Source organism: Halarcobacter mediterraneus, from assembly GCF_004116625.1.
Lineage (GTDB): Bacteria > Campylobacterota > Campylobacteria > Campylobacterales > Arcobacteraceae > Halarcobacter > Halarcobacter mediterraneus.
The window spans coordinates 143,341-159,485 of sequence record NZ_NXIE01000001.1 but is presented as its reverse complement, the minus strand read 5'-3'; the positions used below and the strand labels follow the sequence as shown (position 1 = coordinate 159,485).

General features: G+C 26.4%; 18 protein-coding genes. 9 read left to right on the top strand and 9 right to left on the bottom strand.

Annotation, left to right across the window (positions count from 1 at the left end; all coding sequences use genetic code 11):
- Nucleotides 1-181: 181 nt before the first annotated feature.
- Both CP965_RS00815 and CP965_RS00810 read right to left on the bottom strand, forming a co-directional pair.
- Entirely contained in the window at nt 182-1,390 is a 1,209-nt protein-coding gene (locus CP965_RS00815) for a tyrosine-type recombinase/integrase (RefSeq protein ID WP_164970970.1), read from the bottom strand.
- 159 nt (nt 1,391-1,549) lie between these two features.
- Nucleotides 1,550-2,317 (bottom strand): TIGR02757 family protein, encoded by a 768-nt coding sequence (locus CP965_RS00810; protein WP_129060131.1) that lies wholly within the window; start codon nt 2,315-2,317, stop codon nt 1,550-1,552.
- Between the two features lie 58 nt (nt 2,318-2,375).
- Here CP965_RS00810 and CP965_RS00805 point away from each other — a divergent pair, with 58 nt between their 5' ends.
- Entirely contained in the window at nt 2,376-2,957 is a 582-nt protein-coding gene (locus CP965_RS00805; protein WP_129060130.1) for a nitroreductase family protein, read from the top strand.
- Nucleotides 2,958-3,017: 60 nt separating this feature from the next.
- A complete protein-coding gene (locus CP965_RS00800; protein ID WP_129060129.1) occupies nt 3,018-3,839 on the top strand; it encodes an SDR family NAD(P)-dependent oxidoreductase in 822 nt (273 codons plus the stop codon).
- A 42-nt stretch (nt 3,840-3,881) separates the two neighbouring features.
- On the opposite strand, the gene CP965_RS00795 is transcribed toward CP965_RS00800, so the two are convergent.
- Entirely contained in the window at nt 3,882-4,532 is a 651-nt protein-coding gene (locus CP965_RS00795) for a hypothetical protein (protein WP_129060128.1), read from the bottom strand.
- Nucleotide 4,533: 1 nt separating this feature from the next.
- Nucleotides 4,534-5,262: a hypothetical protein gene (locus CP965_RS00790; protein ID WP_129060127.1), complete on the bottom strand. Its 729-nt coding sequence runs from the start codon at nt 5,260-5,262 to the stop codon at nt 4,534-4,536.
- A 90-nt stretch (nt 5,263-5,352) separates the two neighbouring features.
- On the opposite strand from CP965_RS00790, the gene CP965_RS00785 reads away from it, so the two are divergent.
- Nucleotides 5,353-5,847, top strand: a complete 495-nt coding sequence (locus tag CP965_RS00785; protein WP_129060126.1) for a hypothetical protein — start codon at nt 5,353-5,355, stop codon at nt 5,845-5,847.
- A 31-nt stretch (nt 5,848-5,878) separates the two neighbouring features.
- Here the strand turns inward: CP965_RS00785 and CP965_RS00780 are convergent, their stop codons facing one another.
- The 3 genes from CP965_RS00780 to rsmD all read right to left on the bottom strand — a co-directional run bounded on the left by CP965_RS00780 (nt 5,879) and on the right by rsmD (nt 9,056).
- Nucleotides 5,879-7,576 carry a Na+/H+ antiporter NhaC family protein gene (locus CP965_RS00780; RefSeq protein WP_129060794.1) on the bottom strand — a complete coding sequence of 566 codons (1,698 nt, stop codon included), beginning with the start codon at nt 7,574-7,576 and terminating at the stop codon, nt 5,879-5,881.
- 79 nt (nt 7,577-7,655) lie between these two features.
- Complete coding sequence (locus tag CP965_RS00775; protein WP_129060125.1) at nt 7,656-8,456, bottom strand: ABC transporter permease; 801 nt, start codon at nt 8,454-8,456, stop codon at nt 7,656-7,658.
- A gap of 3 nt (nt 8,457-8,459) precedes the next feature.
- Nucleotides 8,460-9,056 (bottom strand): 16S rRNA (guanine(966)-N(2))-methyltransferase RsmD, encoded by a 597-nt coding sequence (rsmD, locus tag CP965_RS00770; RefSeq protein WP_129060124.1) that lies wholly within the window; start codon nt 9,054-9,056, stop codon nt 8,460-8,462.
- Nucleotides 9,057-9,169: 113 nt separating this feature from the next.
- On the opposite strand from rsmD, the gene CP965_RS00765 reads away from it, so the two are divergent.
- Entirely contained in the window at nt 9,170-9,658 is a 489-nt protein-coding gene (locus tag CP965_RS00765) for a DUF2062 domain-containing protein (RefSeq protein ID WP_164970969.1), read from the top strand.
- A gap of 11 nt (nt 9,659-9,669) precedes the next feature.
- Here the strand turns inward: CP965_RS00765 and rny are convergent, their stop codons facing one another.
- Nucleotides 9,670-11,214 carry a ribonuclease Y gene (rny, locus tag CP965_RS00760; protein ID WP_129060122.1) on the bottom strand — a complete coding sequence of 515 codons (1,545 nt, stop codon included), beginning with the start codon at nt 11,212-11,214 and terminating at the stop codon, nt 9,670-9,672.
- A gap of 11 nt (nt 11,215-11,225) precedes the next feature.
- Nucleotides 11,226-11,762, bottom strand: a complete 537-nt coding sequence (locus CP965_RS00755) for a 5-formyltetrahydrofolate cyclo-ligase (RefSeq protein ID WP_129060121.1) — start codon at nt 11,760-11,762, stop codon at nt 11,226-11,228.
- Between the two features lie 59 nt (nt 11,763-11,821).
- Between CP965_RS00755 and CP965_RS00750 the strand changes: the two genes are divergently transcribed.
- Genes CP965_RS00750 through CP965_RS00730 form a run of 5 tightly spaced genes read left to right on the top strand, consistent with a single transcriptional unit; the run spans nt 11,822 to nt 16,112 of the window.
- Entirely contained in the window at nt 11,822-12,373 is a 552-nt protein-coding gene (locus CP965_RS00750; protein WP_129060120.1) for a TlpA family protein disulfide reductase, read from the top strand.
- Between the two features lie 4 nt (nt 12,374-12,377).
- The gene (ftsY, locus tag CP965_RS00745) at nt 12,378-13,409 is read left to right on the top strand and encodes a signal recognition particle-docking protein FtsY (RefSeq protein ID WP_129060119.1); all 1,032 of its coding nucleotides are present in this window, start codon (nt 12,378-12,380) and stop codon (nt 13,407-13,409) included.
- A 27-nt stretch (nt 13,410-13,436) separates the two neighbouring features.
- On the top strand, nt 13,437-14,327 hold the full coding sequence (locus CP965_RS00740; RefSeq protein WP_129060118.1) for a cache domain-containing protein: 891 nt from the start codon (nt 13,437-13,439) through the stop codon (nt 14,325-14,327).
- Complete coding sequence (locus CP965_RS00735) at nt 14,324-14,989, top strand: response regulator transcription factor (protein ID WP_129060117.1); 666 nt, start codon at nt 14,324-14,326, stop codon at nt 14,987-14,989. The genes CP965_RS00740 and CP965_RS00735 overlap by 4 nt, the downstream gene beginning before the upstream one ends.
- A complete protein-coding gene (locus CP965_RS00730) occupies nt 14,973-16,112 on the top strand; it encodes a sensor histidine kinase (protein ID WP_129060116.1) in 1,140 nt (379 codons plus the stop codon). The genes CP965_RS00735 and CP965_RS00730 overlap by 17 nt, the downstream gene beginning before the upstream one ends.
- Nucleotides 16,113-16,145: the final 33 nt, after the last annotated feature.

The window sequence follows — 16,145 nt, the reverse complement described above, 5'->3', positions numbered from 1 at the left end:
CTTAATTCTACAATAAGAATAAAATTTTTATATCTTTGAAGATAAAATTACAAATTAAAATCTTTAAGTTTTATATAAACAAATTAATAAAAACTAAGGTTAATATATAGACTAGTAAGAATAAGGTGAGTTATGATTCTTCATTTCTACTCTTTATAAATATTATCAGAACTAATATTTTTTATTTTATAATATCATTAAAAGCATCAAGTGCTCTACTCGCCTGATCTTTACTTTTATTTGCATATCTAGCTTCTGTTATTGCAATACTACTATGTCCAAGTAAAACACTAATATCTGCAATAGGAACTTTATTTTGCACAAGTGTTGTTGCTAACATATGTCTTATGTCATGTAGCCTTAATTTTGGTAATCCCATTGCTCTTAAAAGATTTTGGAAGTGTACCCTTGGTGTTTCTTTTGTATATTTAAAAAGTTTTTTATCTATTAAATTTTTTGATAAATCAATCCTATTTAATCTAGCTTGACTTTTAATTGCATCTAATAAATAATTATCAAGATTAAAAACTAATTCTTTTTTTCCCTTAGCAGTTGAAGCTGGTACTTTAAATGTCTTTTCTTCTAAATTAATATCATTATATTTTAACTGTAATACTTCATTAATCCTTCTTCCAGAAAGTAAGAAAGTGAATATATTTTTTATCTCCTCAAACTGATAAAAAGTTTCGCCTTCAATTTCTGTACCACTATAATTTCTCATTGCATATATAATTTTCTTGGTATCTTTTAAACTTAGTGTATAGTCCACTTTATTATCAACATGAGGTAATGATAGTTCTTCCCACTCATTAATCACTGATGCCTTATGCTTTGCTAGAAAAGCTCTTAATGTTCTAGCATATAAAACAACTGTTGCTGCTGCTCTATTTGTCAACATACTATTTATTATTTTTTGAACATCATTTATTGTAATACTTTCAATAGATTTGTTATGTAATGGTTTTGAGTGTATATTTAAAGCAGTTGAATAGTTTTGAATAGTTGATTTTCTTGCTGAAATCTCTTTTGTTTCAAGAAAAGTTTCAACTTTATCTAAAAAAGTTTCTCCCTCTTCTATTTTAACAGAAGACTCCTCCACTTTTTTTTGTTTACGTAAAGTTCCATTGTTTTTTAGAATTTCTCTTACTTCTGTTCTTTTGCTAGCTACATACTCAATAGCTTTTAAAAAAGTAATCTTTTTACTTTCAAAAGTAAATATCTTTTTACCCATCTTACCATTTACTCTTGTTCTTAATTGTATCTTGAAAACTTTTCCAATAAGTTTATTTGCTTCTTTTACAGATGTAATTTTTTTTAAATCTGTTTCACAATTAAAGAACATACCTTTACAATCTTTATTAGGAATTTCAATACTAATATACTTGTTCATATTAATCCTTTTAAAATACATCCAAAATAAAGGTGTACTTTTAAGTGTACCTAGAGGTGTACTTTTTTATATTTTTTTATTAATAATTGTAGCTAACTATATTTATTAGATTTCTTAAATTAACTATAAAATGGGCTTTAATATAGTGATTATAGTTAATTATAGTTTTTTCTCTTGTCCTATTCTATATAGTGCAAAATCATATTTTATAGGGTCATGAAAATCGAACTCTTTTAACTTTTCAGTTATTAAGACTGCTGATTTTAAATCATAGGTTTTTCTATTTAGCAATCCAAGTTTTTGTGAAACTTTAAAAGTATGGGTATCTAAAGGAAGTATTAAATCTTTTTTATCTATATCTTTCCATAATCCTAAATCAAGGTTATCATCTCTAACCATCCATCTTAAAAACATCATCCATCTTTTATATGGTGCATTTCCTATATATTTTATTTTTCCTTGTTTATCTCTTTTCAATTGACTTGAAACTAAAAAAGTAAAACCTTGAGAACTATAATTTGAAGCTTTGAATATCTTTGAAAGAATAGTATCAAGACCTTCTAAAACATCATTTTCTTTCTTATAGCCTTCTAGAAAAATATCATTTAAACTGTTTTCTTGTTTCATTCTTCTAAAAGTTTTAAATATAGTTTTTACATCTTCTGTATTTTGAAATCTATAATAAAAATTATCTAACTCTTTATCTATTATTTCTTCTTTTTCATTTAGCAAATCAAAATTTAAACTATCTAAAAACTTTACTATTAAAGAAGCTTTTCCATATCCAAATAAAGCACACAATAAAATCGCATATTCATCTTTATATCTACTTGCTACTAAAAGTGGGTCAGGTTTTTCATATGAAAGTTCACAATTACTATTTCTATTACAAACTTCTTTGTCTAAAAGTTCTTTTATATTTTGCATTTTTTTCCTATATATTCACTTTTGGTATAATATCAAGAAATCAAAAAAAAGAGTTTAAATGAAATATGAAGAATTAAAAAAACTAATCCAAGAAGCAAGAACTACAAGAAGATTTAAAAAAGATATAGAAATTAAGTTAAAAGATTTAAGAGAAATACTTGATTTAGCAAGAATAACTTCTAGTGCAAAAAATATGCAACCAATAAAATATATTCTTGTGACAAATAAAGAAGCAGTAAATCAATTAGCCCAAAATACAACTTGGGCAAGTACTATAAAAGATTGGTCACAAAGTGAAGAAGAAAGACCAAGTGCCTTTATATTTATGTTAAATGACCAGATGATAGATGGTTTTCCTATGTTTGATGCAGGGGCTTCATTTACAGCTATTAGCTTAGCCGCAAAAACAAAAGGACTAGCAACTGCACCTTTAGCTTCAATCAATAAAGAACTTTGCAGAAACCTCTTCGTAATTCCTGATTCTTATGATGTAATGATAGGTATAGCACTTGGAATTTCAGATGAAGAAATTAAACTAATAGATGCACAAAATTTTGATACAAGTTACTACAGAGATGAAAAACAAACACACTTTGTACCGAAAAGAACTCTAGAACAAATTATAGTAGGAGAATACTAAAATACTTTTTTTGATATAATTGCATTTTTAAAAAAATATACTTAATAAATTGGATAAATAATGCAAAATATTTTTATAACAGGCTGTTCTAGTGGAATTGGATATCAAACAGCACTAACCTTAAAAGAAAATGGATATAAAGTATATGCAAGTGTTAGAAAAGATGAAGATATACAAAAATTAAAAAACTTAGGTTTAATCACTCTAAAAGTTGATGTAAGAAAAAAAGAAGAGATTTCAGAAGCTTTAGAATATATTTTAGCTCAGGATAAAAAACTAGATGCTATTTTCAATAATGCTGGATTTGGTCAACCAGGAGCAGTTGAAGATATCAGTACTCTTGCTTTAAAAGAACAATTTGAAACAAACTTTTTTGGATTACATGAAGTTACAATTCAAGCTATGAAAATTTTTAGAAAACAAGGCTATGGAAAAGTTATTCAACACTCTTCAGTATTAGGAATAATATCATTGAAATTTAGAGGTGCTTATAATGCCAGTAAATATGCAATAGAAGGACTTGCAGATACAATGAGACTTGAAACTAGCAATAGTGATATTTATATCTCTACAATAAATACAGGTCCAGTAACTTCAAAATTTAGAGAAAATGCCCTTAAGAAATTTAAAAAAAATATAGATATTGAAAATAGTTTTTTTTCTAATACTTATAAAAAAGAACTAAAAGAACGACTTGAAAATGATAAAGACAATACACCTTTTAATCTTCCAGCAACTTCTGTTGCCAATATTGTACTAAAAATCATGGAAACAACAAAACCAAAACCAAGATATTATGTAACAAAAGCTACTTATATCTTAGGTTTTGCAAAAAGAGTTTTAAGTACAAACTTACTTGATAAACTTTTAAATAGAATATAAAAAATTAAAATATTTATTATTTTAGTTCAATTAATATTTACATCAAAAAATTGATTCGATTTTATATTCCTTATCAATATCTTTATTAGTCTTAAGTAGTTTTGCCTTTTTTCTATTTTCATAGGTATAACTATTATCACTCTGGGAATCTATATAACATTCAATTTTATTCTTATATAAATTTATCAAAATATTATATGAATAGTTTGGATTTATATCACTAAGAAAATAACCTTCACAACGATAGGTTTCTTTTGTTGAAATGTTTTTTAACTCTAGAAATATTTGATTAATTAATTCTAAATACTTATCTTCTAAACTCATAGGAAAAAAAGATTTGTCTCCATTAGTTTGAATATGACCTGATATAGTTATGTATCTATCTTTATCCTTTCTTTTTAAAAAATTTTTATCAAGCTTTTTTTTCATAATTAATTGAACTAAAAACTTTTCTTTAGAATCAATTGCTGATTTTAAAATGAACTTATCTTCTTTTTTAGTTTCATCTATTTTATTTTCTTTTATTTCTAATCTAACTTTATCTTCAATTTTCTTTTTTGTCTCATTATTAATTAACTCATAAATAGGTTCATCATTTATATTTACAGTTTCCTTAACTTCCTTATTATTGTCATAATATATAAATAAAAATAATATAATAATAGAAAGGAATATAAAATATTTTTTTTTCATATTAACTATATTTATTAAAATTATTTAATAATTTTGAATAAAAATCGAAATCTTGCTTAAACTGTTTATAAATTTCAATATTATCTTGTGTTTCATTTAGCTTCCCTTGCAATTTAGACTTATAAGTATTTAAAAAATTATTAAAATCTATATTAACTTTATCTTTATTATGGGGTCCAAAATTAGCTCCTATTGAACTATATGGATCATCCTTCACATAATACGGTGATGGCTCTTCATCTGCAATAAGTTGTGAAAGATTATATGCTAAGATATGAAAATAACTTGCTCTTACTCTTTGATCATCTGTTTGAAACATTGTATCATATAAAGCTCTATTAAAAGTATCATCAGCAGTATAAATAGAAGCATTCAAAAGGTCAAAAGACTTTCCTTGAAAAGAAGTAACAGGAAGAGATAAATCTCCTTCTCTATCTTTTAAAACAAAATCTTTCATTATTTGTGTTTGTTCAAATGACAGTTTTTCCATATCTTTATCATCTAGAATATTATCAGATAAAAGTTCTCTAAATAAACTTGCATCATCTTCACTCAAATCATCAAAAGCATTATTTTTATCTAAATAGACTAAAATAGGACTTTTTTCTTGTCTTTCTTCACTAGAAACTTGAGAAGAGAAACTTTCATTCTCAATACCATTATTTTTATTTGGTATATTATCTTGTGAATATATTGTATAAATATTATTACTTTCATTTGTTACTTTCATTTTACACCTCATAATTTTTATAAATATAATTTTATAATCTTTCAAGTTAAAAAAAAATAAAATTATAGATAATTTACTAAAAGGAACAGAATGAATAAAATAAGAAAATCCATCTTTACTTTATTAAGTTTAATCTTTTCATTTACTATAAATGCAAATGCTGAAGCATATCTTTGGAAAGCTACAGAAATTGAAGGAGTTGTTCTTTATGAAGGAGATTTTTATGGACCTTTTCGAGAAGAATTAAATAATGGGAAATATACTACTTTTGATTGGTTTGCAAATTTTGCACCAGGTTATCAAGAATATGTATATGGAGAATATTATTATGGTAACTCTGTTTGGGTAGAAGTTTATGGTATGCCACAAGATGAGCCAACCTTAAAAATAGGTACTAGATACGGTATTATTAAAGATGTAGGAAATATTCTTAATGGATCAAATATAATCATTGGAAAAATTTATAGATTTTTTGTTCCTAAAAAATCAGTAAATTCAAATCCTACATTTGGACAAGTAGATGTAAATGATACATTAAGAGTTTATGATGGAATTCAAATAAAATTTGAAGCAGGGATAAGATAACTTATTTTTAAAAAGAGGAGAAGTCCTCTTTTTAATTTGTCATATAAGGTTTTCCATAAAATCTTATAGTTAAGAAAATCACAGCTAATCCAAGTGGCAATAATATATATACAGACACGCCTAAAGCAGCTGGTAAAAATCCAAAAACTATAGAAACAAAACCTACAAAAAGTGAATAAGGTAATTGTGTAGAGATATGATCCATATGATTACAAGAGGAAGCCATTGATGATAAAATTGAAGTATCAGAAATAGGAGAACAATGATCACCCAAAATTGCCCCTGTTAATACAGCACCAACATTTAAAACAATATAATTATGTAATTCAATTCCTTCTAAACCTGTATAAACTCCAACAGCACTAGCTAAAGGAATAGTTAAAGGCATTAAAATTCCCATTGTTCCATAAGAAGTTCCAGTAGAAAAAGAAATTATTGAACCTAATATAAAAATTACTGTTGGTAAAATAAATTGAGGTGTTGAATCAGATAACATTGTTACAAGATAATGAGCAGTTCCTAACTCTTTCATAACAGCAGATAAAGACCATGCTAAGATTAAAATAACCGCTGTAATAATAAGAGATTTAACCCCAAAAACCCAAGTTTCAATTGCTTCATGTAAAGAAAAAATCTTTTGCTGAAGTCCCATTCCAATAGCAACTAAAGATGCTAAAAGTGCTGCTTCAAAGATTACAATAGAAGCATCAGCCGCACCAAAAGCCAACTGAATAGATGAAAAACTATAGGGATCAGCTTGAACTGCTTGTAAACTTTTGCCTTCTAAAGAACTAACTCCATTTATATAAAATCCAACTATTGAAACAATAATCAAAACACCAATTGGAACTAAAGCATTAAAAATAGAATAAGAAGTATCTTCTTTTGGCATCATAAAAGAGTTTTCTTGATTCATTAAAGTAGAATCAGTTTTTGGATTTGTTACTTGTCCTTTTTCATAAGCCCTTTTAGCAGCCGTGTGCATTGGACCAAACTCCCTTAAAGAAAGAGCTGAAATAAAAACAAAAGCAAGCATTAAAATATTATAAAATCGATATGGTAATGTTTCTACAAAAATTGCAAAAGCATTTACTTCTGGTTGCCCAATTGCTACATAAGCATCTTTGATTAATGATAATTCATATCCAACCCAAGTAGAAATAAGTGCAAGACCTGCAATTGGTGCAGCTGTAGAGTCAATAACAAAAGCTAATTTTTCCCTTGCTATTTTTAATTTATCAGTTACCGGTCGCATAATAGGTCCTACAACTAAAGAGTTTGCATAATCATCAAAGAAAATAAAAAACCCCATTAACCAAGTATAAAATTGTGCAGTTGCTGGGCTTTTTGCTTTTGATGCAAGTTTTTGAGCAATTGCCCTTGGACCACCCATTTTAGTAATTACTGCTATCATTCCCCCAATTGTTAAAACTTGTAATACGATACCTGCATTCCAAGAATCTGCAAGAGAACCAATCATTTTTGCTGACATATCAACAAAAGCATTAAAAAAAGAAGCAACAATATTATCGCCACTAATATTTGCTAAGAAAGTTCCAACTAAAATTCCCATAAATAATGAGAAAATCACATTTCTTGTAATAAAAGCTAATAAAATAGCAACCAAAGGAGGTAAAAGTGTTAAGGCACCATAAATTGAGGCATTATTTTCAGCATTTGCCAATAAACAAATAGGAAAAACTAAAAGTATAAATAGAATTTTAGTTATATTTTTCAAAGGATTCCTTTATTTAAAATGAAGAATGGAGTATATCATTAATCATATAAAAATTTCAGAAAGTTACATATTATGTTTTTTGAATTTCTTTTGAATTGAATTTTGTTTGTAAATAATCAGAAACTTGCATTAAACTAAAAGTGACTAAAAAAATCATAAGTCCAGGGAAAAAACTAACCCACCAAGCTATATCAAGAACAGCCTTACCATCACTTAATAAACTTCCCCAAGACATTTCAGGAGGATTAACTCCTAAACCTAAAAAAGAAAGTCCTGATTCTGCTAAAATTGCTCCTCCAACTCCAAAAGTAAATGAGATTAAAAAAATAGGAGCTAAAAGCGGAGCAAAATACTTGAATATAATCTTTGTTTTTGAAACATTAGCAAGTTTCAATATCTTTATAAAAGCTTGATTACCTATGGCAAAACTTTCACTTCGAATAAGTCTTGCCATACTCATCCAACCTGTAATAGAAATGACAATTATTAAAACAATAATTGAAGCTTGAATATAAGCGACTAAAGCAAGAAGAAGAAAGAAAGTTGGAAAAGTAAGAAATAAATCTATTAATATAACTGTTGCTTTATCAACATTTCCTTTAAAAAAAGCTGCATTAATACCAACAAAAAGTCCAATTAAAGAAGCAATAGAGGCACTTAGAAAACCTATTATTAAAGAAGTTTGTCCCCCTTGTAAAACTCGTGCAAAGATATCTCTTCCTAATCTATCTGTTCCCATAATATGTTCAAAAGAAGGAGAAAGAAGTATTTTTGAAGGATTCAACTCATAAGCAGAAATAGTATAAAAAAACGGCAGAAAAAAAACTAATAAAACTAAAGATATTAGTAAAGTTAATGCCCATTTTATCATATTTTATGCTTTCGTATATTCAAAATATGATAAAGAACTTTTTCCAAACTTTTTAGTTTTTTTCAAAGAAAAACTACCTAAAGTTTCAGGTACTTCTAAACTTGAAACATGTTCTAGAACAATTAAAAATATATTTTCATTTTCAATATTTTTTATCATTTCAAATGACTTCTCATATATTTCATTCATTCCTTCTCTATAATCAAAAGGTGGATCTACATATAAAATAATTTCATCATTTGAATTTTTTAAACTCTCTAAAATTGCTGGTGTTTGAACAAAAGTATCTGCCATAAAAGTTTGACATTTAGCAGCTTCAACTAACTTACAATTTTTCAATAATACTTTATATGAACTTCTATCAAGTTCTACAAAGTAAGCTCTTTTGGCATCCCTACTAATAGCTTCAAGTCCAATACTTCCACTACCTGCAAAGCTTTCGATGAATATTTTATCACAAATATCAAATTGTATTACATTGAACAAAGACTCTTTTAATCTTGCTTTTGAACTTCTTGTAACATCTAAGGAAGGCAGTTCTAAAACTTTTCCTTTATACTTTCCTGCAATTATTTTTGTTGTTGGTTTATTATTAGTCATATTATTCTTACTTAATTTTTTAAATTTTTCGTATTATAGTAAAAGTTTATTAAGTATTTGTTTTATCAAAAAAGTTTTGGTAAACTTCTTCTAATTTATTATTAAGGATTTCTTTGCCAAGAAAGAAATTAAAAAAAGTGCTTCCAAGCCATGAAAAAATAAAAGAACAAAAACTTTTAAAAATATTTGGTAACTTTTTACATAAGAGAGAAATTTGGAGTCTTTCTAGAAAAAAAGTTGTTGGAGGAGTTTTAGTTGGAATCTTTGTAGCCTGTTTACCCATGCCTTTACAAGTAGTTTTAGTAACTCTTTTAGCAATTTACTTTAGTGTGAATCTTCCTATTAGTTTTCTTCTTATATTTACAAGTAACCCTTTAACTATGCCTATTCTTTTTTATTTTGAATATAAAATAGGAAATATTATTTTAGGAAATACAGATTATATAGAATTTAACTTTGAATCAATGTATGATAATTTCGATCAAATAGCTATTTCTCTTTGGATAGGTGCAATAACCTTTGGAATATTTGCAAGTATTATTTGTGCTATTTTTGTAAATTATTTTTGGATAATTAGTGTAAAAAGAAGTAGAAAAAGATAAGGGGATAAACCTTATCTTGCATAAGAAGAAGCTCTAAGCTCTCTTATTACATTAACTTTAATTTCACCTGGATATTGAACTTTTTCTTCAATTTCTTTAGCAATTTCAGTTGCAAGTAAAATTGCTTCATCATCATTTACTAACTCTGCTTTTACTATAACTCTTACTTCACGTCCTGCATTAATTGCATATGCATTAATAACACCAGTTTTAGAAGTAGAAATATTTTCAACCTCTTCTACTCTTTTTAAGAAGCTTTCTAAAACTTCTCTTCTAGCACCTGGTCTAGCAGCACTTAAAGCATCTGCTGCACATACAGCGGCACTTTCTACATTTATAGGTTCTTCATGTCCATGGTGGGCATAAACAGCATTTATTACAGTATCAGGTTCATCATATCTTCTACATATTTCAGCACCTAAATCTACATGACTTCCTGGCATATCATGAGTTAATGCCTTTCCAATATCATGTAAAAGTCCTGCACGTCTTGCTAAAATTGCATCTCCACCCATTTGAGCAGCCACTAATCCTGCTAAATTTGCTACTTCTAAAGTATGCTTTAAGGCATTTTGTCCATATGAAGCTCTATATCTAAGTCTTCCAACTAACTTGATAAGTTCAGGGTGCATAGACTTAATACCAAGTTCCATAACAACATCTTCACCTTCTTTTAAAATATTATTATCAAACTCTGTTTTTACTTTGTTGTAAATCTCTTCAATTCTTGCAGGTTGAATTCTTCCATCTTCAAGAAGTTCTTCAATAGTTCTAGTTGCAATTGCACGCCTATAAAGATTAAAAGATGATATTGTAATTGTATTTGGAGTATCATCTATAATAATATCAACACCTAATAACATCTCAAGAGCTTTAATATTTCGCCCTTCTTTACCAATAATTTTCCCTTTTGTTTCTTCATCATTAATAGGTAAATTATTAATAAGTCTTTCTGCTGCAAACTCTCCTGCATATCGAGTAACTGCTTGAGAAAGCATATTATTTACTTCATCTTTAGCTTTTTGTTCTGCAAGTTTATACTTTCTTCTAAAAATTGAAGCAATTTGAGCTCGACTATCTTCTTTTACTTTTTCAAGCATTAACTCTTTTGCTTCATCTTGTGTTAAACCAGAAGCATTTTCCAATACTTTTATTGTATTAGTAATCTTTTCATCATAAGTTTTTTGTTGTCTTTTTAGACCCTCTTTAATAGTTGTAATTTTTTCATTTTTTTCAACTATTTGTGCTTTTTGTTCTTTTATAGCTTTTAACTCAGACTCTAAGTGATGATTTAACTCTTTTTCTTTTCTTTCGATTTTTGAAAGCATTTCATCATACTCTTTTTTAGCAGATTTAAATTCTCTTTCATAATCTTTTTTTGCTTTTATTTGAGCATCTTTTAAAATAACTTTTGCTTCATGCTCAATAACTTTTGCTTTTGCTTTTGCTTGTTCAATATAAATATCAAATTTTGCTTTATTAATTTTTTTTACTACAAATATTGTAATTGCAACACTTATAAGGGCAACTACAACTCCTACTATTATTAATTCCATATTATAAACCCTTAACTTGTAATTATAAAATCAGCTTGAATATCATATTTATTGCTTAGTTTTTCATTTGACTTACAAAGTGTTAATTGAGTAAAAACAATAGTAGGCTTATAATCTAACCTATAAAAAAATCTATCATACATTCCTTTACCAAAACCTATTCTTTTCCATTCTTTATCCATTCCTACTACAGGAACAATGGCTAAATCTACTTTTGGATGAATACAAAAAGAGTTATTTGGTTCCCTAATACCAAATCTCTTCTTTTTTAATGGTAATCTATACTTTACTAATTTAAAACTGTCCTTCACCATGAAAGGAACAAAAACATTAAGTTTTGCCTTTCTTAGTCTATTGATTAATGGAAGTACATCTACTTCCATACTCATTGGAATATATAACAATATATTTTTGAAATTATTCAGTTTTATAAATTCTTCTAATTTCTCTACTGTTTTCTTATCTTTATAATACTTTGAAAAGTGGCTTGAAAACTCTAATTTTTTAATACACAATTTTCTAAAATCACTTTTGTGATTTTCTTTCATATTTAAGCCTTACTTGGGTAAAATTCTTACCTTAAATATTCTACCAATAAGGAATTAAAATGCAGTTTAAAATATTAGCATTTTTTATAATTTCTCTAAGCCTGCTACTTACGGGTTGTGATTCTAAAAAAGAAGAAAAAGAAATTGTAAAAGAAGTTCAAACAAAATTTACATTGAAAGCACAAGATCAAAGTAGTCTAACAATAGAGAAAAAAGAAGAAAAAGTACTTATACCTGAATTAAAAGGTAAAGCTGTTTTATTAAACTTTTGGGCGACTTGGTGTCCTCCATGTAGAGCTGAAATCCCTCATTTAAATAATTTAAGAAAAAAATATGAAGGACAACTTGAGATTGTTGGATTAAATTTAGGGAAAAAAGATGGAACTTTATTAACAGATCAAGAACTTAATAGATTTATTGAAGAGTATGAAATCTCATATTTAATAACAAATACTCAAGATAACTTCAAAATTGCTGATCAAATTGGTTCTGTAAAAAGTATCCCAACTCTTTTTCTAATAGACCCTGAAGGAAATATTGCTCAAAGATATGTAGGTGTTGTTCCTGAAGAAATGATGGAAGTAGATATTGAAAATGCTCTTGGAAAATAATTAGATGTTCAGTTTTTTTAAAAAGAAAAAAGAAGATGAAAAACTTGAAGAAGAGATAATTCTTCAAGAAGAAAATGAAAAAACAATAGAAAAAGAAGAACCTCAAGAAGAAACTAATACTTCTTTAGTAGAAGAAGACACTAGTACTTCAAATGAGGATTCAAAAGGTTTTTTTACTAAAGCCTTATCAAAAACATTTGAAAATATAAAATCAGTTGTTCCACAAAAAAAAGAAAAGATTGCTTTTGAAGATATTGAAGAAATGCTAATTGAAGCAGATATGGAATATGAAATTATTGAAAAAGCAATGGATGGACTTCCTGAAATGATTACAAGAAAACAGCTAAGACATAGACTTGTAATGCTTTTTGAACATGCACCGGAAGTTGATTTATCAAATTTACCAAAACCATTTGTAAGATTGATTATTGGAGTAAATGGAGCAGGAAAAACAACAACAATTGCAAAATTAGCAAACCTAAGTAAAAAAGAAGGGAAAAGTGTTATTTTAGGTGCTGGAGATACATTTAGAGCAGCAGCCATTGAACAACTTGATACTTGGGCTCAAAAACTTAATGTTCCGATTATAAAAACAAAACAAGGGCATGATGCTAGTGCAGTAGCTTATGATACTATTTCTTCAGCCGTTGCAAAAGATATAGATAATGTAATAATTGACACAGCAGGAAGACTACAAACACAAACAAATTTAAGTAATGAACTTAAAAAAATTGTAAAAGTATGTAATAAAGCAAAAGAAGGTGTTCCTCATCAAAAACTTATGATTCTTGATGGGACACAAGGTAATACAGCAATAGCACAAGCTAAAGCTTTTAATGAAATGGTTGGAGTAAATGGAATTATTGTGACTAAACTTGATGGTACGGCAAAAGGTGGAGCGCTATTTTCTATATCAAACCAACTTGAACTACCAATATTTTATGTAGGTATTGGAGAAAAGCAAGACGACTTAATAGAGTTCAGCCCAGATGATTTTGTTGATAGTTTATTAGACGAAATTTATACAGCTGAATAAAATATTTCTCAAAAAAAGAGGTAACTATTGAGCTATTTAAACTCAAAAACTAATAAGTATTTATTTATAATAGTACTTTTAACCTCTTTTTTTATTGTTTTTATTTTTTATTTTTTAAATAATATAAATAATAGCAATGAACTTCTAAGTAAATTAGAAAACTCTCTAAGTACTACTAAAAACCTTTTTGAAGAACAAAAAAGATATGCTTTATCTTTAGCAATTTTACTTTCTGAAGATAAAGAGATTATAAATAGTTATCTAAAAAGTAATAGAGAAGAAAGTTTTAAAATAGTAAATAAAAAAATAGAAACTTTAAAACAATTTCAAAATAGTAATTTTGAAATACAAATCCATAATAAAGACCTAACAACTTACCTAAGAAGTTGGAATTTAGATATAAAAGATATTCCTCTAGCTTCATTTAGAAATGGCTTGGTAAAAGTAAAAAAAGAGAAAAAACCTTTAGTTTCAATAGAACTTGGTAAAAGATTAAATATAAAAGCAATTTCGCCTATTTTACAAGATAATAAATTCTTAGGTTCTATTGAAGCTATTGTTGACTTTGAATATTTATCAGAAGAATTGAAAGAAAAAGGATATAAACTTTTTGTACTATTAGACGAAAAATATTTATCTATTGCAACAGATTTAAAAAATAATAATACTATTTCAAAGTTTGTATTAGTAAATAATGCTAATATTTTTGACTTAAAAGACTTAGACCTAAACAATTTAAAAGATTATGGATATACTTCAAATGAAAATTACTCATTTGCATATTTTTCATATTATGATTTAAATCATAAACATTTAGGATATATTTTCACTGCAATTGAAAACAATCATCATATAGACATAAAAAATAGCTTTGATTATGAAGCTACAAATCTTAACTCTAAGGTAAGAATTAAATGAAAATATTATTACTTGAAGATGACCTAGACTACAAACTTAGTATAAAAGATTATTTAGAATCTTTAGCCTATGAAGTTGATGATTATGAAGATGGAGAAGAAGCTTTAAATGCAATTTATGACAATAAATATCATATTCTTATTTTAGATATTAGAGTTCCTAAACTAAATGGCTATGAGTTGGTAAAAACTATAAGAGAAGATGGCAATAATACTCCTGTGATTTATATTACCTCTTTAACTGATATTAATAACTTAAGTTTAGGTTATGAACTTGGCTGCAATGACTATATAAAGAAACCCTTCTCACCCAAAGAATTAAAATACAGAATAGAACAACTAATAAAACTTTTTTATGGTAATGAAACAACAAAAAAATTAAGACTAAAACCAAACTTTACCTATGATATAGTAAAAAAAGAACTTTATTTGGAAGATAAGCTTGTAAATCTAACAAAAAAAGAATCAGAAGTTGTTTTTTATCTAATTTCAAAAAAGAATCAATTTATAACAATAGAAGAACTAAGAACTGAAGTTTGGGATGACAAATATATTTGTGAAGCAGATATCAGAGTTTGTATAAAAAAAATAAGAGATAAAACCTCTAAAGAGTTAATTAAAAATCAAAGAGGTATAGGATATAAAATTGATAGAGAAGAGTAAAAACTTTATACTTAAAATTTCTCTTTTTTATACTGCAATATTTTTTCTATTTATTGCAATACCTACTTATTTTTACACAAATTTAGAAATTGAAAACTATAAAAATACTCAAAATAGAGCTCTTGTAGAATATGCTCAAAAAATACAAAGAGCTATATATGATTTTTCAAACTCCAAAAGTGATACTTTTATCTTTCCAAAATCTTTTAAAATTGAAGCAACCTTACTTGATAAAAATAGAAAAATACTATATAAGACTAGAAATCTAAATTTTAAAAGTACTAAAAAAATAAACTTTGAAATGGAACTTTCAAAAAATAGATTAAATGCAAAATATTTAACCCTTAGTAAAAATGTTTATTATAAAGAAGTATATTTAAAAATATTAATTCTTTCATTGTGCATAGGTTTATTTATTTTTATTTCCATATATTTACTAATTAAAGCGAGTATTGAACCATATAAAAAAGCAAATGAATATTTAGATGCTTTTTTTAATGATGCAATGCACGAATTAAAAACTCCCCTAGGAGTAATTCAATTAAACTTAGAGATTCTTCAAGAAAAACAAAAAGACACAAAAGAAATACAACGTTCTATAAATGCCACAAAAAATCTTTTTTTAGTTTATGAAGATATAGAATACTTAATAAAACAAAAAAGTGTTAAATACAATAAAGAAAATATTGACTTTAGCTATTTATTAAATCAAAGAGTTGATCAGTTCGAAAGCCTCTCTATACCAAAAAATATTAAATTTAATTTAAATATTGAAAATAATATTTCTATCTCTATAAATAGAACTCATTTACAAAGAATTATTGATAATACTATTTCCAATGCAATAAAATATTCATTTAAAGATACAATAGTTTCAATAAACCTTTATAGGGATACACAAAGAAACAGTATAGTTTTTTCTGTTCATAATTATGCAAACCCAATAATAAATAAGAAAACAATATTTAACAGATACTATAAAGAAAACCATATTAAAGGTGGTTTTGGAATAGGATTAAATATTGTAAAAAATATATGTGAAGCAAATAATATAGAAATCTTTTTAGAATCTACAAAAGAAACTGGAACTACCTTCAAATATACTTTCTTAATTAATTCTTAATATATATCATTAAAAGTAAACATAAAACTAACT